We start from the raw sequence: 20,323 nt of genomic DNA, 5'->3' as shown, positions 1-20,323 counted from the left end.
GTCTTTTATGACTCCATTGCGCGAATTAAGTACCAATGCTCAGGTTTGTGCACGTAGTAGCCTTGCGCATACGCGACACCCATTTCTCTGAGCAGCTCGGCGGCTTCTGCATTTTCTACCCACTCTGCCACCGTGGTTTTTCCGGTCACCGTGGCCATGCGTTGAATACTTTCAACCAGAGCCCGACTCACTTCATCTTGATGCAAATTAACAATTAAGCTACCGTCAATTTTAATTGTGTCTACAGGTAATTTCTTTAAATAGGCAAACGTCGACATGCCGCTGCCAAAATCGTCTAAATAAAATCGACAGCCCTCTGCTTTCATTGAGGTAATAAACGCTAACGCAACATCGAAGTTACCAATTGCCGCCGTTTCAGTGATTTCGAAACACACCCGCGACGGCGTGATTTCATATTGCTTAAATAACCGCTTAATTAGCCGTGCTAACTCAGGATTAGCCAGCGTTTTACCTGAAAGATTAATGCTATAGCGCGTTGAAGCAGACTCACCTTCTAGAGAGATTGCCTGACAGGTTGTTTCAATCACCCATAGGTCAATCTGGCTAATCATGCCATATTGTTCTGCCACGGGAATGAATTCATTCGGTGGCACTAATATACCGTTCTCATCAAACATTCTAACCAGTACTTCATAGCATTCTGCTGCTCGTTCTTGGTTCTTTTTAAGCGGCGCTATGCGCTGTCGGTAAAGCACAAAGCGGTGTTGACGAAGCGCCATTTCCACCTTGTTAATCACATCCATTTGCTGCGCATGCACTTGCAATTGAGAGTCATTGCTTTGATATAGCTGCGCGCGATTTCTGCCTTTAGATTTCGCTGTCGACACAGCTTGTCCAAGCGACAATAACACACGTTCACAATTGGTATGCTGCTTGGTCAGATTAACCGCACCAATACAAGCGGTCACGGTTATCAGCTCTTCGTTTTGCTCAAGTTCCAAGTCTTCGATATAGCGCCTGAGTTCTTCGATGAATCCGCTAGCGTCAGCATGATGCAATTCAGGTAAAATTACCGCGAATTCATCATTACCCAACCTGCTTACAATCACCTCAGCGGGCAGCGCATTCGTCAATGATTCGGCAAACTGTGCCAGCAACATGTCACCAAACGTATACCCGTAGCTGTTGTTAATCAGTTGAAACTGGTCAATATCAATCTGCAATACAACGCCTGTTGAAAAATCTTTTCTATTCGCAAGGAACATCTCAAGCGCTTTTTCAAAATAGGCGCGATTTACCAATGCCGTTAACGCATCATGCTTAGCATTTTGTTCATACATTTCAGCGATTTGGCTAAACCGCTCAGTACGAGAGCGTTGCAATAAATAAAAGCCAGCCATGAGCAGCGTGAGCAGAAGCCAGGTAATCACCGCACTGGTTAGGTTATCTCGCCACAATCTTTCGTTATATGCGGCATCCAATCGGACAGCAATTTGCCAGCGTGTCATCGGTATGGGCTTCACTGTTTCGAACTGATCTATCTCACTTTGAGACAACTCTCGGCTGGTATCAATATCAGAGACACTGGTAAGTTCAACATGGCCTTGCTTATCTTGGCGAAGTAAAAAAAGCTCTTGATGAGGTAATTGCGCACGCTCTAAAGAGCGTTTTAATACATCAACATCAAAGGCGACAAAGAAGAATTCACTCTCTGTTGTGGCAAACCTAACAGGCTGAAGTAAATCGAAGTGACTACTGTTCTTCCCTTGGTGCAAGAATAAACGTTCCTGTTTACCATTACGTAATGTGTCTGCCACTTCCTCCTTGCAAGAAGGCATAAAATCGCCTGTTATATGAGAAAAGTACGCGTCTCCTTTCTCATTCACCACAGAAAACAATCGTACGTGCTTCATTTCAGCCCGAAGCTTTTCTAAGACGGATAAATACGCTTCCTTCTGTGATTCCTTGCCTTGACTGTATAGGGTAAACAACGCTTCTGACTCACGATTTTGAAACAAGTCCATTTCTAATCGAAGTTGATGAATATAGCCTTGGTATTCCGTGATAACCTTATCTGCCACTGCTTCGGTGAGAGTTTCCTGATAGCGTTTATGTAAAGTATAAGACGTAAAGACCTGCCACAGTAGTAAAAGCAAGATCGCACTACTGGCAACAAAAATTATGCGCTTAAGTGGATCGTGCTTTATCTGCTTTTTACTCAGTTCGTATGGCGTTTCGGTTTTTTGCATTAATTCTTAGGGGCTGAATTAAATAGGTATTTCAACCATTAACCATATAAGCTCACAAGCTAATTGCCAGTTTTTTCGACAGAATTCTCAGGAAAACTTTGCGCGCAACTCACGTAAGCTATCTTCTGCTAAGATGGGTAAAATCGCGGCTAACCCACCAGACAATTGATAAACTTGACTAAATCCCCGTGCTTTCAAAGCAGATACCATACGTTCGCTGCGTTGGCCACTTTGGCAGTAAACGAAAAACTGAGTATCAGGCGTTCGATGCAATTGCTTGACGTGTACTTCATCTTCTTCGATGACACGCCCGCCGATATGAAAGGCCTGATGCTCACTACGTGAACGGGCGTCGACTAACACGATATTTTCTTCATTAAGCAGTTTATGCATGAAAATAGGCGGTGATAGTGAAGAGTCAGCGACTTCTTCGCTGTCACAGGGTGCTATTGGCTTTGCGGGTTCAATTTTCGCATCGTGCAAACCACAATGGGGATCGCGTCTAAGGCGCATTTTTTGCGTGGTTAATGTCTGCAAGTTGACAGAGACAAGCGTGTTGTCACAGGCAACTGCACTACCAATCAGGTATTGAATCGCTTGCTGTGCTTGCAATAAACCCACCGCACCTGGCACGCTACCAATTACCCCTGCACCATTACAATCCATAGCCTCTGAAGGAGCAAGCGGAAATAAACAGTGGTAGCAGGCATCCTGATACCGAAACAGGCACAACTGACCTGAAAATTGATGCACACTGGCAAACAACCAATCGCGTTTGTGATTTCGTGCCCACGTATTGATATCAGAACGCGTGCTGTAATTGTCAGTACAATCGAGAATCAAATCTACATCCAAGTCAGCCAAAGGTAGTTGACTAGAAAACGCTTTATTCATCGCGCGAATGGTAATGTGCGGATTCAAGTCACGTAACACGGCGCTTGCCACATTGACCTTACTGCAACCGACATCTTTATCTCGATATAGTAGCTGGCGCTGAAGGTTGGTTTCACTCACAATATCATGATCAATAAGTACAATCTCACCAACGCCAGCCGCCGCTAAATACATCGACACTGGGCAACCTAAACCTCCCACGCCGACAATAGCCACTCGTGCTTGTTTTAGCGCTTTTTGCCCCTGCACACCAATATCCGCTAATTGAATTTGGCGTTGATATCGTTGCCATTCATCTAGGCTAAAATCAGTGTGCATGGTCTTCATCCTGCTTTGCGATCAAATGCATTAATTCTTTTACCTGTTTTGCTGGCTCATGATGTTGTGTGATGGCTGAAATCATCGCGATACCATCTGGTTTACACCTAATCACTTCAGAAATATTGCCTTCATCAATGCCACCAATTGCAACCAGTGGATAATCAATCAAATGCCGCCAATACGCTAGCCCCTGCGTTCCTTGATTTACCCACGGCATCTCTTTTGATTGAGTCGGAAACACTGGCCCGGTTGCAAGATAAGACGGATTCAATGCATGAGCGCGGGCCACTTCATAAAAGCAATGACTACTCACGCCAAGCCGAATTTTAGCCGCCGCAATCGCATTAAGATCAGCTGTTGCGATGTCTTCCTGACCTAGATGCACGCCGTAAGCACCATATTTTATTGCCAGCTGCCAATAATCATTAATGAATAACTGGCAGTCGTAGTCACGACAGAGATTAACGGCAGATTCAACTTGTGTTTCTAGCTCTGGATGCTGAGGATCTTTAATGCGTAACTGAAGGGTTTTGACCCCTGCATCTAACAGCGTTTTGATCCAATCAACACTATCCACGACGGGATAAAGCCCAAGTGATGTATTGCTGCAGCGTGGAAATTCATAAGTTTGGTTGAGGTTGTTCAATTCATCAACCCAAACAGGTAAGGCGTGGGACGACTGAGGAAATTGAGTAATATTAATCGGACCTTGTGTGCCATAGCCACTGAGATAGCCACCATCCAACCCTTCATTGATGGCCATTTTAGCGATAACAACTGCATCTTCAGTACTGTAGCCAAAAGCCAATGCCGATGCCGCAGCTGATGCAAAAGCACAGCCTGTTCCTCGCACGGCACACACTTTTTTAGCTGGCGAGGCGAGCCAGCCACTTTTTTCTGGGCTTGCGTAATAATCCACACAGTATTTTTCACCGCTATTTGCGTGGTAATGGCAATGTCCGCCTTTGATAACAACGGCACTTACGCCCCATTCTAACAAGCGATTTGCGACGCTAGGCATATCATCTACGTCATTGATTTTCATTCCTGTAAGTACTTCAGCCTCATCAATGTTGGGCGTTAGAAGAGTCACATGTGGCAACAGTGACAATAACGGTTCACGTGTATTAGACAGGGTTAAACTGGCTCCCGAGCTAGACATTAATACCGGATCGCACACATACGGCACAGACAACTCAGACAGCATTGCTCCCAACCAGTCAATTTGCGCAGATGACGCCAGTAAGCCGCTTTTCACCACATGGAAAGGTGCGATGCTATTGGCTCGCCATTGTAGTGCAAGGCCTGCACTGTCGGTGACATTTAGATTAAATACGCCCTTATCATTTTGCGCGGTAATAGCAGACACCACTGACGCGGCATGCACGCCCAGTGCTCGTTGCGTAACAATGTCGGTGTGTAGTCCGGCATGGCCAGACGAATCAATACCCGCTACCGTCATAACCACTGGGCGCGTTTTGCTCTTGGCAGGCGACCAAGTTGAATTGAGGTGTAATAACATGATGATTTTTATTCCTGATGCCAGAAGGGTTTGCCCACTTCTGGCGTTGAAGCGCTAGCGTGGTCTCGTGGACGCATTACACCCGCAATATACGCCTCGCGGCCAGCATCTACGGCTTTTGCAAATGCACTAGCCATCTTGATGGGATCATGAGCTTGAGCCACAGCGGTGTTAAGCAGTACGCCATCAAACCCCAATTCCATAACTTTTGCTGCATGAGAGGGTGCGCCCAACCCTGCATCAACAATCAACGTTACCTCTTTCAAGCGTTCACGCAGCAACATAAGCCCTTCTAGATTAACAGGCCCTCTGCCACTACCAATGGGCGCAGCCCACGGCATAACAATTCGACAACCCGCATGTACCAAATGCTCGGCAATCACTAAATCTTCCGTACAATATGGAAATACCTCGAATCCTTGCGAACAAAGTTCTTTTGCAGCTTCAACTAAAGCGATGGGATCAGGCTGTAACGTATAATCATTGCCGATAACTTCTAATTTAATCCAGCGGGTGTTAAATAATTCTCGCGCCATCTGTGCAGTAACAATGGCCTCTTTTGCCGACATACACCCCGCCGTATTAGGTAACACGTGAACGGATAAATCATTAAGGTAAGACCAAAATGACGCTCCCCCCTGCAACGCGGGGTTGTGGCGGCGAAGTGAAACAGTCACAACGTCACTTTCACTTTTCACAATCGCTTCACGCATAATATCGGGAGAAGGATAGAGCGATGAGCCTAGTAGCATTCGGCTACTTATTGTCTTGTCTGCTAATTGCCAAGTCATGCTACCCTCCTTGCATCGGGGCAACAATTTCGATGCTGTCGTGGGTGTTAATAGGCGTTTCACTATACTGAGACAAAGGCACAAACTCCTCATTCAACGCCACTGCAACCGTGCCTTCCTGCACACCTAATTCAGTCAGTAATTGACGAATATTGCCAGCCTCGACGGGACGATGCTCGCCGTTAAACAAAATAGTTTTCATAGTGGGATTCTCGATTCTTTGTGCCAAACAGCACGTTCGTCAATAGCATGTAATAATGTGCGAGATGCGACCTGCGCCGCCAAAGGTGACAGCAAAATACCGTGTCGATATAGCCCATTAATAGTAATTGTGCGCCCAAAAGTAGCAATTCTGGGCTGATTATCAGGAAATGCAGGACGACATTCCGCCCGCATCGAAAGTACGCAAGCTTCACTGAATCCCTTGTCGATACTGTACAAAGCCGACAAAAGTTCCAACGCACTTCTTACCGTTACTGGCCCTTTGTCCTCAGATTCCAACATGGTTGCCCCCAGCACATAGACATTGTCGGGGCGGGGCACCAGATACAGGCAATATCTCGGATGCATAAGCCGAATCATGTGTTCATAGTTCACCTCAGGTGCGTGCACGGTTAATACTTCTCCACGCACACCTCGCAAATCAGGATGATCAGATTTAGCCCCCAAGCCTCGACAATCAATCAGATAATCAAATGTGATCCTTTCGCCGTTACCTAGTGTGACGACGGCAAGCTCTTGGTCAATAGACTGAACCGCCATACAATGACTGTCTATATTCGCCGCATCGCTGATTCTATCAGCCATGATAGTCAGTAGGTCAGGGACATTAACATGGGCTTCTTCGTGCAGAAAAAGGGCATCATTGAACCGTCCCGCAAATTGGGAAGTTAACGATTGTGGCAACGGTGCCAAGCAGGACATATCGCCCTCTTCCACTTGCATTAAACGATCTGAAAAGTCATGTAATTCGCGCTTATCTTGAGGATGGGCCACGACTGCCGTGCCAGATTGAGACAACAACGACGGCCTGTCGAGTTGTTCGACCCAAGACGGCCATAGCGCCAATGCCCGCGATCCAGCTTCTATCAGCCACTTGTGAGAAACCGACGCCTCGCTATAGGGCGCGAGCATGCCGGCAGCCACCGCGGACGGGCAGTTCATCAGTGCATGAGGACCAACACCCTGCCCGTCAAATAAGGATATTCGCATACGTGTGTGACTCACTGCCGCAATGTGGCGCAACATTAATGCCACACTGCGACCACATATGCCCGCGCCAATAACGCCGACTTTGACAGTCATGATTTGTCGTTCACCTGCGCGACATAAATTTCAGCACCTTGAGCAAGAAACTCTTCTGATTTTTGCTTCATGCCTTTTTCAATTTCAGCCGAGTATTCTCTTACTTCGTGGGAGATTTTCATCGAGCAGAATTTAGGCCCACACATAGAGCAAAAATGCGCGACCTTAGCGGAGTCTTTTGGCAAGGTTTCATCATGAAATTCACGGGCTGTGTCAGGGTCAAGGCTCAAATTAAATTGATCTTCCCAACGGAATTCAAAGCGCGCTTTAGAGAGTAAATCATCTCGGTAGCGCGCGCCGGGATGCCCTTTTGCCAAATCAGCCGCATGAGCAGCGATTTTATAGGTAATGATCCCCTGCTTCACATCGTCACGATTGGGTAAACCTAAATGCTCTTTCGGCGTGACGTAACACAACATAGCACAGCCGTACCAACCAATCATCGCGGCACCAATACCGCTGGTAAAGTGGTCATAGCCCGGTGCGATATCGGTAGTTAGTGGCCCCAAAGTATAAAACGGCGCTTCATCACAGTGCTCAAGTTGCAAATCCATGTTTTCTTTAATGAGATGCATAGGCACGTGACCTGGCCCTTCAACCATCACTTGCACATCATGTTTCCACGCAATTTTAGTTAACTCACCAAGGGTTTTCAGTTCAGCAAATTGTGCTTCATCGTTGGCATCAGCGGCTGATCCTGGACGTAAACCATCGCCCAACGAGAAACTAATATCGTAAGCCTTCATGATTTCGCAAATGTCTTCAAAATGCGTGTAAAGAAAGCTTTCTTTGTGATGGGCAATACACCATTTCGCCATAATCGAACCACCACGAGAAACGATACCTGTCACGCGCTCGGTGGTCAGTGGAATATGATGTAAGCGCAATCCTGCGTGAATAGTAAAGTAATCAACGCCCTGCTCGGCCTGCTCGATTAGCGTGTCACGGAAAACTTCCCACGTTAGGTTTTCGGCAATGCCGTTCACTTTCTCAAGGGCTTGATACAAAGGCACTGTACCAATAGGTACTGGAGAATTTCTCACAATGTAATCACGTGTGGCATGGATATTTTTGCCCGTCGACAAATCCATGACGGTATCGCCACCCCAACGAATCGCCCACACTAGTTTTTCTACTTCCTCTTCGATCGACGAAGTCAGTGCTGAGTTACCGATATTCGCGTTAATTTTTACTAAAAAATTTCGCCCAATAATCATTGGCTCAAGTTCGGTGTGATTGATATTGGCTGGCAAAATTGCGCGTCCTGCGGCAATTTCATCTCTCACAAACTCAGGGGTGATAGGTTGCAAATTTGCTCCCCAGCTGTGGCCTTTTAGTCGTGCTTCACGCTCTTCTGTTGTGAACTCATTGTTCAATGCTTCACGCGCCTGATTCTCACGCATGGCAACAAATTCCATTTCTTTGGTAATGATGCCTCGGCGTGCATAATGGAGCTGGGAGACATTTTTTCCTGCTTTCGCGCGTCTTACCGACCGTTGCAGCGCCGGATTGTGAAGCTCAAATGCCAATTCTTCGTGACGGAAACCATTATCTTCAGGCTTGAGTTGGCGGCCCTCGTAGTACTCGGTATCATCTCGTGACTCAATCCAGCTTGAACGGATATCTTCTAAGCCTTTGTGAACATTGATATCTTTCTCAGGATCCGTATAGGGGCCCGAGGTGTCATATAGAGTGCAGATTGTACCGTCTGTAAGTGTTAACTCACGCACAGGCACATTAAGTTCACCGCCGAGGTATACTTTTCGGCTGGCTGGTAATGGTTCACGAGAAATAATTCGTTGCGGATCTGAAACCGCTTGCATCGTCAGGTCTTTAGACATGTTGTTTTCCTTTTGTGCTAAGCGGTTAGCACGGAAAACAAGATAGGCACTTCAGTGGGCAAAACGCCGATAACTGCTGTGCGTTGCTCATTCCTACGCCGATACTAACCGGATCAGGTTCCACGGGTTTGCAATTACAAATTGCATCTCGGCCTTTGTCTGAATGGCATCAAGGAAAAGGCACCCCGAGAGCTTGTCTATTCAGTATAGATAATTTTGCTTTTTAAAATCAATCCTTATCGACACGCCCTCAACGAAACGCAAAAAACTGTCGAATAATTCATCCGATGTGAAAGCTGTCGCCTCTCAACCCACCATATAGGTGCCTGTGCCAAAGGCGATGTGCGTGCCAGATTCGTTATGTAGCTCCATTCTGCACACAGCCACTTTATTTCCTTTTCGAATGACCTGAGCGGTAGCGATAAATACCTCGCCTTTGCCAGGACGAAGGTAATCGACACGCATGTCGATGGTCCCCATATTGCGAAATTTTGACTCAAAATCGGTAATACCATCTGCTTCAAGATTACGAATGGCATGCAAGATTGCTGTTAGTCCACCGACGGTATCTAACATCGACGCTGTGACACCGCCGTGTAATATTTGATGGATAGAATTGCCCGTTAATGTGTTCTGCCAAGGCAGGCGAATAGTCACCTGATCATCATTTTCAACACTTACCTGCATGCCTAAATGGGTGTTGAACGGCATTTGATGTTGAAAAAACTGGATTACCTGTTCGGCCAATCTCTGTTTTGTCTTTTCTAATACGGTCTCTTCAGGCGTTGTCATGCTCATTATTTGCTCAACCTTTTCACTCTATTGATTTCGTTACTTTTTTTTCTTCGCTTTGGGCATGAATAGATTGGCAAAAATCCGTAGAATATCGCTCCATTGTTCATGAGGAATTCACGTTGACCGAATCTGCACCATCACTTCATCAATTTGCGCCCCCTATTCAAACACTCAAAGACGTGTTTGGCTACGACGCATTTCGTGATGGGCAAGAAGCCGTAATCCAAGCTATACTCGACGGTCGAGATACACTGGTGCTCATGCCTACAGGAGGCGGAAAGTCGCTGTGTTACCAAATTCCAGCACTCACGTTGCCTGGGCTCACTATTGTTGTTAGTCCTTTGATTTCATTGATGAAAGATCAGGTAGACAGTCTTAATGGTATGGGTATTCCCGCCACTTATGTGAATTCATCCCTATCAAGAGAAACTCTGCTAGCAACCTATCGAGATTTACAAGACGACAAATACAAACTCCTGTATGTTGCGCCAGAGCGACTGTTATCTTTTGATTTTTTAGAGCGACTTCGCACCCTTAATATTAGTTTATTTGCCGTTGACGAAGCCCACTGTGTTTCGCATTGGGGTCATGACTTTAGGCAAGAATACCGTCGTCTGGGACAGCTAAAAACACTCTTTCCTCACGTTCCAGTGATGGGCTTAACGGCAACTGCCGACATTGCCACTCGCGCTGATATTCAGCTGCAATTGAATATGCAGCAACCTTATGTTTTCAAAGGAAGCTTTGACCGCCCAAATATTCGCTATAACCTCCTTGCAAAATACAAAGCCACAGAGCAACTGTATGCATTTGTGAGTAAACAAGAAGGAAGCGGTATTATTTACTGCAATAGCCGCGCGAAGGTAGACGAAATCAGTATGCGGCTTGCCACCCGTGGTATTCAGTGTGCAGGCTATCACGCAGGACTTGAGCCAGAAGTCAGAGATAAGATTCAGCGCGATTTTATTCAGGATAATATTGACGTTATCGTTGCTACGGTCGCATTTGGCATGGGAATCAACAAACCCAACGTGCGCTTTGTCGTGCACTATGACCTACCTCGCTCTGTCGAATCTTACTATCAAGAAACGGGGCGTGCGGGTCGGGATGGGATGCCTGCTGAAGCGTTGTTACTGTTCGATGAAAAAGACGCTGCGCGCATTCGCCAATGGATTGCGATGGGAGAAAACCCAGAACGGCATGACATTGAATTGCAAAAATTTGCTGCAATGGAGGCCTTTGCAGAAGCACAAACCTGCCGCCGTCAGGTATTACTTAACTACTTTTCAGAATATAGCGCCAACGATTGCGGAAACTGTGATATCTGTGTAGACCCTCCAAAACGCTTCGATGGCACGGTTGAAACACAAAAAGTCTTGTCGTGCATTTACCGAATGGGGCAGTCATTTGCGATTCAGCATGTCATTGACGTGTTGCGAGGCAAAAACCATAAGCGTATCGTCGAGCATGAACACCATACGCTTTCAACCCATGGTATTGGGAAAGACAAGTCAGATGCTTACTGGAACGGTGTGATTAATCAATTGGTGCATCAGGGTTTACTGCGAATCGACATGACTCAAAATGCCGCCTTAAAACTCACAGAAGCTGCACGTGCACCGCTTAAAGGCGACGTTGCAGTGACCTTGGCAATACCAAGGTTAACGGTTAACACCGCCAAATCCACCAGCAAAGTCATGAACATGAACTATGACCGTGTGTTGTTTGCCAAACTAAAACACCTTCGCAAACGCATTGCTGAAGAAGACGATATCCCACCTTTTGTCGTATTCAGTGACGCCACGTTGGCAGATATGGCAGACAAGATGCCAGAATCTACGCAGGCATTTTTAGATATCAGTGGTGTAGGACAAACTAAACTATCTCGTTACGGCGATAAATTCCTTTCTGTGATCCGCGCCTACGTGAGTGGGGATGAATAGGCGCAACTTGCGCCCCTCAAAAACCTAAACTGAACGCATTTTTTCGTTCAAACGCGCTTAAGCAAAATCGTATTTTCCGCCTCGCTCAAGGGCGCGTTGATATGCTCCGCGAGCATGAACTTTTTGCACCCAATTAGCAATGGCTTCACGATCATCTCCTGTCCCTCTTGTGAGGGATGCTTCGAGAGGGAAGCTCATTTGAAAATCAGCAATGGATAGTGCTTCACCGGCAAACCAATCATTCTGCTTAAGATGTGAATTTACAAAGGCGAAATTATTCTCAATATTAGGGCCATAGTAAGATGCCATTGCTGTATCGGCGATTTTCTCAGCAATCCACTTCACAAAAAACGGTTTAGCCTGCGCACGAACTTTATCAAATATCAGTTTCGCCACAAGGTTGGGCATCATCGAACCTTCTGCAAAATGCAACCAATATTTGGCTTGAAAATACGCCGGCGTGCCTGTCTCGGGAATCAAGTGTGGCGCATAGGTTTCGGCCAAATATTCAATAATGGCACCTGATTCGGCAATCGTTTTATCGCCGTCTGTGATAACCGGTGATTTACCTAGGGGATGCACCTGCTTTAATGCTTGAGGTGCCAAATTCGTTTTCGCATCCCGTTGGTATCCCCTAATTTCATACTCAATCCCAATTTCTTCCAGCATCCACAGAATACGTTGAGAGCGCGAGTTGTTGAGATGATGTACGGTTATCATAGTTATCCTTGTTTTGAGATGTTCAATATCAGACTGAATGCGCGTGGTTTATGTTGTTTTCACACATTACAGCGGGGATCCCTATAACATACAGTCACTCACGCAATTTGGATTAACCCATGTGATAAGAAAGTAGTGTAGGCGCGCTAATCTAGGATAACGGTACACCCACTTCTTGCGCTTTTTGTTTGACTAAATCCGTAACATGCATCCAAAGTGCTTCACTGGCTTTAGCTACACCTGCGTTTTTCTTCAGCACTTGCTCAACTGTAATGCCATGCTCTAGCCAGCTTTGGCAGCCGTTGTTCAGGTTTTGCAATACCGGCATTAAGCGGTCTATCGCTTTCGCAAATTGTGCGTCATGGCTCTTTGCAGCCTCAAACTCTTCCCACATGGATAAATATGTCGATGCCATTGGATCGGGTAGTAGGCCAAATATTCGTTTGGCTGCTTGGTGTTCGTTCTCAAAATCATCGTGCTCTGCTACATACGCAAATTTGTCACCCGTATCGATTTCAACGATGTCATGAATGAGTAGCATGGTCACCACCCGCAATGGGTCGACGGGGTTCTCAGCATAGGGCATCAGACTTTGCGCTAACAAGGCAATGTGCCAACTATGTTCGGCAGAGTTTTCATAACGCGACAGGCCTTTGGGTTTGATTCGGCGCTCTACCTGCTTTAGTTTTTCAATTTCATAAATAAACGCAGTAATGTCTGCAAAGTCTTGTTTAATGGCGGTCATAGTGGCGGAAATACTCCTAACTTGTTCAGAAAACGCGGGGATCTTGCCTAAGATGATGTGAGGGAATCTACGCGTCAATGTTACGGGGTGAGCGCTATATGTAACGGTATTTACTGGCCACTGTAAAGCCTTAATAGCGGTGATATTTGTGAGTAAATGTGAATAGGTTGAAGCAGGCAAAGACATGTCGCATGGTCTTGCGTATGTATCAACGTCATAACCACCAACCGTAGTCAGCGAAAGCGCCAGAGCATCACGCAATCTGGCGTCTTGTTCTATTAGTGCAATCGGTAGCGTCAATTACCCAGCAGGATTAAGGCTAGCGTAATACGCGGCTAGGTTAGCGATATCTTCATCTGACAACCCAGCAGCCATTGGCGCCATGACCGGATTTTTGCGGTCACCACTGCGAAACGCTTTTAATTGGCTAATCAGGTACTTTTCTTTTTGTCCTGCCAAATTTGGGTAGTCAGGGATCATGGAGATGCCGTTAGCACCATGACACGCTGCACAGGTGGCAGATTTAGCTTTGCCTTTTTCCACATCACCGGCTTGCGCCGTAAAACAAACGAGAGAGCTTAAAGCCAGGCCGAGCAGAGTACGCTTATTAAGTAAGTTCATTGAAATTTCCTTTTTGATGTTGGAACCAATGGTAGAATATCGTAATTGGTTACGTAAACTACAGGTTTTGGTTTGAAATTAGTTCATTCTTATGCAGATTCGCTGGCAAATATTGTTTCCTCTGTATCGCCTCAACCCATACAGAACGCATCGTTACGAGCGTTTAATACCGATCTTGCAAATACATTAGAAATTCCAAAGAAATGGCAGAATGAACAACACCTGCTCGACATGCTCTTTACTTCAGAGGGCTTGCTAGCGAAACGCGCGGTTGCACAGAAATACGGCGGTCATCAGTTCGGTTCATGGAATCCAGAATTGGGCGACGGTCGCGGTTTACTGCTCGGGGAAATTATCACATCGACAAACCAACACTTTGATTTACATCTAAAAGGTGCCGGAAAAACCCCCTACTCCCGTTTCGGTGATGGTCGAGCTGTGTTGCGTTCGACAATACGCGAATATCTTGCCAGTGAGGCGCTACACTACTTGGGTATTCCATCATCACGGGCTTTATGCCTATTCGATAGCAGCACTCCCGTGCAGCGTGAACAAATCGAAACCGCTGCGATGCTTATTCGCACCTGTGAGAGCCACATACGCTTTGGTCACTTCGAATATTTTTATCATAGTGGTCAAAAAGACAAGCTTGATGCATTATTCGACTACTGTTTTCATCATTTTTTTCAGGCAGAAAGCCGCGCTAACAAGCCGCATCTGGCCTTGCTAAACGCTATCATATATAAGACAGCAGACTTAATAGCCCTGTGGCAAGCTCAGGGCTTTTGCCACGGCGTTATGAATACCGATAATATGTCTATTCATGGGATTACCTTTGACTACGGCCCTTACGCTTTTTTAGATGATTACGATCCCAGCTATATCTGCAACCATTCAGATCACACTGGACGCTACGCGTTTGAGCAGCAGCCGGGGATTGCCCTGTGGAATTTAAACGCATTGGCGCACGCATTCAGCGACTACTTAAGCGTGGCGGAAATTACGCAAGCACTTGAGAGTTACCAACCAAGGCTTATCCAAACCTTTAGCCGCAAGATGCGCGCAAAATTGGGTCTGGTCGTAACGCGTCCAGAAGACAATATGCTACTGCAATCTTGGCTTACTCTACTGGAAAGCAATCAATCTGATTACACCCAAAGTTTCAGGCTTTTATGTCACATCCATGCAGATTCAGCCACATCAGCGTTTACGGATCATTTCATCAACAGAGATGAAGCAAAAAGCTGGTTAAACGACTATCAACAAAGGTTACGCTTCGAAAAAGCCGATGTAGACGCTCAACGCCAATTAAAACAACAACACAATCCAATGTATGTTTTACGAAATTACTTGGCTCAACACGTTATTGAGCACGCTGAGAACGGAGATTTCGAGCCGTTTACGCAGTATGTGGAAGTATTAAAACGGCCGTATGATGAACAGCCTGAGCAGGCATTTTGGGCTAAACCACCTCCATCATGGGGCAAAGGGATGGACATTTCATGCAGCAGTTAACTCCCATTTGGCGCGTGCAAGACCAGCAGTTAGTCTGTCATTTATCTGTATTTCCTACAGAAGAGCAGGTGCAACAATGGCGCGAATGCCTACGCAAGACAGACACAATTCGTATTATTGAACATGTCGAAGGCGCAGATCGCCAGTTAATTCGATTGGCGTTCCAAAACGCGGAATTCTTACTGTTTTTAGAATACACTTGCGAGGCATGCTGGATAGAGGCGAGCCATGTCGAGGGAGAAAAATATCTTCCTGATTTACGTACTGAATTACAAAAAGTATGCTAGTCTCGACTACGCGATAAAATAAAATGTACTTTTGCACACGTGTAATGGTTTGAAAGTTATAAAATTTTTTCTTGTATGTGGTCTGTTAGCACTGCTTACCCTGTCAGCGAGTGCCAACGAGCACGCACCTCATCTTGCGTCGGATGGCAAGACTATTGTATTGGATAACGACTTTTCGTCTTTAGCCTTGTGGGATCATGTCGACATTCTATACACCGACAAACATGTCCAGTTGTCTGATGCTATCGCCTCTAGCCAATGGAAAAAGCAACGTAGTATAGAGCCATTAAAAGACGATCAGGCTATTTGGCTTAAATTCTCTATCGATCATACTCTGCCCCTTGCCACACGCTTTACCTTGCTTATTGGTAATCCGAGTATCGATATTATTAACGCCTATGCCGTTGATGACATACAACGCATCGTCCATGCGTTTAATGTGGGCGCGTCGCGCAGTATTTCGCAACGCCCATACAACCATCGCTTATTCCTAATGCCTATGCAGTTGCAACCGGGCCAAACCCTGCATATGTACGTGCAAATTATTGATGATGGTCCATTGGTTTTCCCATTTGAATTATGGCGAAGCAGCCAATTGATTGCTGATGAACAAGTACGCCTTGCGGTGCTCGGTATCATTGTTGGTGCATTGATTATTCTGTTTTGTTACTTCATGATCACCTACGTGTTATTGAAAAGCCCAGTAAGATTCTGGTTTTCGGTGTCGTGTGGGCTGTTCTTACTGCTCTTTTTAAATATTCACGGTGTGATAAGCCAGCTAATCAATGTAAGTACTTACATCAGTGAAACTACTACGATTTTGACCGCATTGCTATTATTTGCGTCGGCAAAAGTCTCTCATGCTTTATTGCAAACGGTTCCAATATATTGGCGCAGTGTGTCGTATTCTATGGCGGCGGGCTTAGGCATCACGGCACTGTTGTTCGACACCTATATTCAAATCATTGCAGGCGTCGGATTTGCGGGTGCTTCGTTGTTGGTTCATCTACTCTTAGCGATGGCGTTTCCTAATCAATTCAGCAATATTCCAAACCGGGTTTATGGTTTCGGCTGGATCATTATTACCTTTGCTGCAGTACTCAGCATTGGGCTGTATTTGGCAGGCATAGTGACAGGTCAGTATGCCGATCTGTTCATTACATTCTTCCTACTCACTGGCATCTTACTCATTGCGGTTGCCATTGATGCGCACGAGCAGGTTATTGCCGAATCACACAAACAAATTCAGCAAAATACCATCACTGACTTGCACAAATTCTACAATTTATTCACTAATTCAGCGGAAGGCTTATATACCTCGACGGTTGATGGCGAGCTTATTACTGCAAACCCAGCGATGTGTACGTTATTTGGCTTTGATTCAGAAGCGCAAATGTTGGCTGAAGTTAAAAGCACCGCAGATTTTTACGTCAATGAATCAGATCGCCAAAGCCTGCTCACGGTTATTCGACGCGACGGCCGCGTATTAGGCAAAGAGATTAAGGGGCTTCGGCGAGACGGCAGCGAGTTTTGGTTTTCTATCTCTGTACAAGTGCGAGAAGAAGCAGGCAAAACCTTTATGTTCGGTTCAATATTCGATATTACCGAGCGGAAACAGTCTAGTATCAGTTTAGAATATCTTGCTACTCACGACTCTTTAACGGGTGTTTACAACCGCCGAGAGTTTGAACGCCACTTACGCTCGGCCATTCAACACGCCAAAAGCGCAAACGCTGATTTAACACTGCTTTACATGGACTTAGATCAATTTAAAGTGGTTAACGATACCTGTGGCCATAAGGCTGGCGACGTGCTGATTAAGCAATTGTCACAGCAACTCAATAACGTCGTAAAAGACAAAGGCATGCTTGCGCGCCTAGGCGGTGATGAATTTGGCGTGTTACTCGAAGGCGAACAAGCACAAGTATCCTATCTTGTTGCAACACGCTTACTAAACGTTGTACAAGAATTCCGATTTATTTGGGATAACCGTATTTTTTCACTGGGTGTGAGCATTGGATTGGTCTCTTTTAATAAAAAGAACACCACCGCCGAACAACTGTTGAGTATGGCAGATGCCGCTTGTTACATGGCGAAAGAGCAAGGACGAAATCAAATTCACACCTATTCTGAAGAAGACGAAAAAATGCAGCGCTACGAAACCGAATTAAAGTGGATTACCCACATTAATAACGCGCTAGAGCAAGATAAATTTGTGCTGCATTACCAACATTACCATCCGCTCAACAAAGTCATTCATGGACACCACTACGAATTACTGTTACGTATGCAAGATGACAACGGTGAACTCGTGCCCCCTTCCTCATTTTTACCGTCAGCGGAGCGCTTCAGTTTATCCACTCAAATCGATAAATGGGTAATTGAACATTACTTCATGTGGTTAGGTGACAATCCTGAGCATGCTAAAAAGTTGAATCGATGTAATATCAATTTAAGCGGCAACTCATTGGGTGATAAAGAGTTTAAACTGTTTGTACTAAACCTGTTTGAGCGCCACGGGGTGCCCTATCATAAAATCTGCTTTGAAATCACCGAAACCATGGCCATCATCAAACTTGATGAAACCCTAGAATTTATACGCACCTTCAAGCAAGCGGGTTGCACATTTGCGCTGGATGATTTTGGCAGTGGTTTTTCGTCTTACTCATATTTGAAGAACCTTCCTGTTGATTTTGTGAAAATTGATGGCAGCTTTATCAAAGATTTGCTAAGCGACCCTATTGATATGGCAATGGTTTGCTCGATAAACGATGTTGCTAAAGCCATGAAAATGCAAACGGTCGCGGAGTTTGTAGAAACCACACAATTGATGGATAAATTGAAAGAAATCGGTGTAGACTTCGCCCAAGGATATGCAGTGGCTCGCCCCACACCATTAGAGGAATTCTCGCCTTACCGTGGCTAAGGCCAAACGAAACGCGCTAAACTTACGTAATAAGGTTGTAATATGGGTAAATGTACCCATATTGACATCCTCACAGCCGTGGTTCGTCAACATAGGTAGTTTCACCCATTATGAGTCAGTCAGAAGAGAAGTTTGAATACGTGAGTTCAGCCACCCTTCCCACACGTTGGGGGCAGTTTCGTATTCACGGTTTTGTTGAAACCGATACAGATCAGGAGCACGTTGCCCTTTCTTACGGAAATTGGGAAGAAGGTGAAGTGGTCCCTATACGTATTCACTCTGAGTGTCTCACGGGCGATGCCCTATTTAGCACCCGCTGCGATTGTGGATTCCAATTAGAAAAAGCATTACAAAACATTGTCGAGCACGGCAAAGGCATTTTACTGTATTTGCGCCAAGAGGGTCGTGGCATTGGCTTGTTAAACAAAATTCGTGCATATAACCTACAAGACAATGGTTTAGATACTGTTGAAGCTAACGAGCACCTAGGGTTTGATGCAGATTTGCGCGACTATGGTATTTGCAAGATCATGTTAGCGGAGCTAGGTGTAAAACGCGTTAACCTAATGACCAACAACCCCAAGAAGCGCGCCGCACTGGAGAGCCTTGGGGTAGAAGTGGTTAACCGAACACCAATCGATCATGGCATTACCGATGATAACCGCCATTATTTGCGTACCAAAACTGAAAAGCTTGGTCACGAGTTCGACCCTCACCTCCTCAAGTAACGCATCTAATTTGCAATTCAGTTAGGCTTGATTCAGGCGAAATTAAGCCTTCTCCCGCTATACCTTTAACAAGGTTACTTTAATGGGAGCATGTCATGAGACACAACATCGTCGCCTTTTTACTCGCGAATACACTCGCTGCAACATCGTTACCCGCCATAGCGAATTTATCAGCAGCGACAATTTCAAGCGCCAGCAGCGCATCTGAATTCGGCATTACAATCAGTGATGACGATATTGCTCACCTCGATAGCTTATTAGCACCTATTGCACTGTATCCAGACCCACTCTTATATCAGATATTAGAGGCCTCTTTTTACACCAATGACTTAAAGCATGCGTTCCAGTGGCAACAGCGAACTCGCTATATATCAGAGTATGAGAAAACCCGAGAGATAAACAAGAAGCATTGGCCAGCCAGTGTTAAGGCGCTATTGCCTTTTGAAGATGTGATCAGAAACATGGTGGCAGATGAAGACTGGCTTTATCACCTGAATTATTATCATCGGTATCATCAAGATGACCTGTTAGCACGAGTTCAACTACTTCGTCATCGCGCCTACGAACAAGGGCATTTACGCGATAGCCAACACATGCAGGTGCGGTATGAACATGACATTATCGTTCTAACGCCTCGTTTTGAGCGCACCTATTACGTTCCCCATTATCATTCAAACTATGTGTATGGAACGTGGTGGCATCGCCATCACCGCCCTCATATTTGGTTGAGCCTGTCGGTAAACACACACCACGATGCATTGCGCCATGCGATTATTTGGGGCTCAGCCATTTACTTACATCACACCGCATTGCATAAAAGAAATTCGTGGCGACGAAGTGTAGTTTGGCACCATCATCGTCATAATTTCAAAACGCGTTATCGGGTAACGTCGCGTCACAACGCGCCACGCCGTACCCATAATCACGAGCACGGCGTAACGATTCACCGTCCCAAAAGGGAGGTTCATTCGCATGCTCACCAGCCATTACGCTCTTTATCTAAGCCGTTGAAAAAAGTGCATAAAGTTAGCCCACACTATCACTCAACGCATAACAAAGTTGCGCGTGGTAACCAAACAAAGAGTCACAAGCACAAAGAAAAGACTAGACGATCGGCAAAACAAAAAGATAGGATTGGGAAATATCACGACAGATGAGA

At 45.6% G+C, this 20,323-nt stretch carries 17 protein-coding genes and 1 riboswitch; of the genes, 6 read left to right on the top strand and 11 right to left on the bottom strand.

The annotated features are described in order from the left end of the window. Window positions 1-5: 5 nt before the first annotated feature. From OE749_RS16155 to OE749_RS16120, 8 genes are all read right to left on the bottom strand, one after another. Window positions 6-2,210, bottom strand: a complete 2,205-nt coding sequence (locus tag OE749_RS16155) for a putative bifunctional diguanylate cyclase/phosphodiesterase (RefSeq protein WP_263713514.1) — start codon at window positions 2,208-2,210, stop codon at window positions 6-8. An 87-nt stretch (window positions 2,211-2,297) separates the two neighbouring features. Continuing rightward, a complete protein-coding gene (locus OE749_RS16150; RefSeq protein WP_263713513.1) occupies window positions 2,298-3,422 on the bottom strand; it encodes a HesA/MoeB/ThiF family protein in 1,125 nt (374 codons plus the stop codon). Next, a complete protein-coding gene (gene thiE, locus OE749_RS16145; protein ID WP_263713512.1) occupies window positions 3,412-4,947 on the bottom strand; it encodes a thiamine phosphate synthase in 1,536 nt (511 codons plus the stop codon). Before thiE ends, OE749_RS16150 begins: the two co-directional genes overlap by 11 nt. A gap of 8 nt (window positions 4,948-4,955) precedes the next feature. Continuing rightward, window positions 4,956-5,738, bottom strand: a complete 783-nt coding sequence (locus tag OE749_RS16140; RefSeq protein ID WP_263713511.1) for a thiazole synthase — start codon at window positions 5,736-5,738, stop codon at window positions 4,956-4,958. 1 nt (window position 5,739) lies between these two features. Beyond that, on the bottom strand, window positions 5,740-5,940 hold the full coding sequence (gene thiS / locus OE749_RS16135; protein WP_263713510.1) for a sulfur carrier protein ThiS: 201 nt from the start codon (window positions 5,938-5,940) through the stop codon (window positions 5,740-5,742). Beyond that, on the bottom strand, window positions 5,937-7,043 hold the full coding sequence (locus OE749_RS16130) for an FAD-dependent oxidoreductase (protein WP_263713509.1): 1,107 nt from the start codon (window positions 7,041-7,043) through the stop codon (window positions 5,937-5,939). Before OE749_RS16130 ends, thiS begins: the two co-directional genes overlap by 4 nt. Beyond that, window positions 7,040-8,884: a phosphomethylpyrimidine synthase ThiC gene (thiC, locus tag OE749_RS16125; RefSeq protein ID WP_318527893.1), complete on the bottom strand. Its 1,845-nt coding sequence runs from the start codon at window positions 8,882-8,884 to the stop codon at window positions 7,040-7,042. The genes OE749_RS16130 and thiC overlap by 4 nt, the downstream gene beginning before the upstream one ends. Window positions 8,885-8,957: 73 nt before the next feature. Next, window positions 8,958-9,082: riboswitch (TPP riboswitch) on the bottom strand. 108 nt (window positions 9,083-9,190) lie between these two features. After that, window positions 9,191-9,682 (bottom strand): thioesterase family protein, encoded by a 492-nt coding sequence (locus OE749_RS16120; RefSeq protein ID WP_263713508.1) that lies wholly within the window; start codon window positions 9,680-9,682, stop codon window positions 9,191-9,193. Between the two features lie 116 nt (window positions 9,683-9,798). Between OE749_RS16120 and recQ the strand changes: the two genes are divergently transcribed. Next, window positions 9,799-11,622, top strand: coding sequence for a DNA helicase RecQ (gene recQ, locus OE749_RS16115; RefSeq protein WP_263713507.1), 1,824 nt, complete (start codon window positions 9,799-9,801; stop codon window positions 11,620-11,622). A 57-nt stretch (window positions 11,623-11,679) separates the two neighbouring features. Here recQ and OE749_RS16110 read toward each other — a convergent pair whose 3' ends face one another. The 3 genes from OE749_RS16110 to OE749_RS16100 form a co-directional block, all read right to left on the bottom strand. Then, complete coding sequence (locus tag OE749_RS16110; RefSeq protein WP_263713506.1) at window positions 11,680-12,342, bottom strand: glutathione S-transferase family protein; 663 nt, start codon at window positions 12,340-12,342, stop codon at window positions 11,680-11,682. A gap of 151 nt (window positions 12,343-12,493) precedes the next feature. After that, window positions 12,494-13,087: an HD domain-containing protein gene (locus OE749_RS16105; protein ID WP_404828198.1), complete on the bottom strand. Its 594-nt coding sequence runs from the start codon at window positions 13,085-13,087 to the stop codon at window positions 12,494-12,496. A gap of 300 nt (window positions 13,088-13,387) precedes the next feature. Beyond that, on the bottom strand, window positions 13,388-13,708 hold the full coding sequence (locus OE749_RS16100; RefSeq protein ID WP_263713504.1) for a c-type cytochrome: 321 nt from the start codon (window positions 13,706-13,708) through the stop codon (window positions 13,388-13,390). 72 nt (window positions 13,709-13,780) lie between these two features. Here OE749_RS16100 and OE749_RS16095 point away from each other — a divergent pair, with 72 nt between their 5' ends. From OE749_RS16095 to OE749_RS16075, 5 genes are all read left to right on the top strand, one after another. Next, the gene (locus OE749_RS16095; RefSeq protein WP_263713503.1) at window positions 13,781-15,223 is read left to right on the top strand and encodes a protein adenylyltransferase SelO; all 1,443 of its coding nucleotides are present in this window, start codon (window positions 13,781-13,783) and stop codon (window positions 15,221-15,223) included. Beyond that, a complete protein-coding gene (locus OE749_RS16090; RefSeq protein WP_263713502.1) occupies window positions 15,211-15,510 on the top strand; it encodes a DUF3630 family protein in 300 nt (99 codons plus the stop codon). Before OE749_RS16095 ends, OE749_RS16090 begins: the two co-directional genes overlap by 13 nt. A 49-nt stretch (window positions 15,511-15,559) precedes the next feature. Continuing rightward, window positions 15,560-18,436, top strand: coding sequence for an EAL domain-containing protein (locus OE749_RS16085; protein WP_263713501.1), 2,877 nt, complete (start codon window positions 15,560-15,562; stop codon window positions 18,434-18,436). Between the two features lie 110 nt (window positions 18,437-18,546). Then, window positions 18,547-19,164, top strand: coding sequence for a GTP cyclohydrolase II (gene ribA, locus OE749_RS16080; protein WP_263713500.1), 618 nt, complete (start codon window positions 18,547-18,549; stop codon window positions 19,162-19,164). A gap of 95 nt (window positions 19,165-19,259) precedes the next feature. Continuing rightward, window positions 19,260-20,321, top strand: coding sequence for a DUF3300 domain-containing protein (locus OE749_RS16075; protein WP_263713499.1), 1,062 nt, complete (start codon window positions 19,260-19,262; stop codon window positions 20,319-20,321). Window positions 20,322-20,323 lie beyond the last annotated feature (2 nt).

The sequence above is a fragment of the Fluctibacter corallii genome (genome assembly GCF_025751585.1).
In the GTDB taxonomy this organism is placed as follows: Bacteria; Pseudomonadota; Gammaproteobacteria; order Enterobacterales; family Alteromonadaceae; genus Fluctibacter_A; species Fluctibacter_A corallii.
The sequence above is the reverse complement of the archived record's forward strand: the minus strand, read 5'-3'. Positions and strand labels throughout refer to the sequence as shown.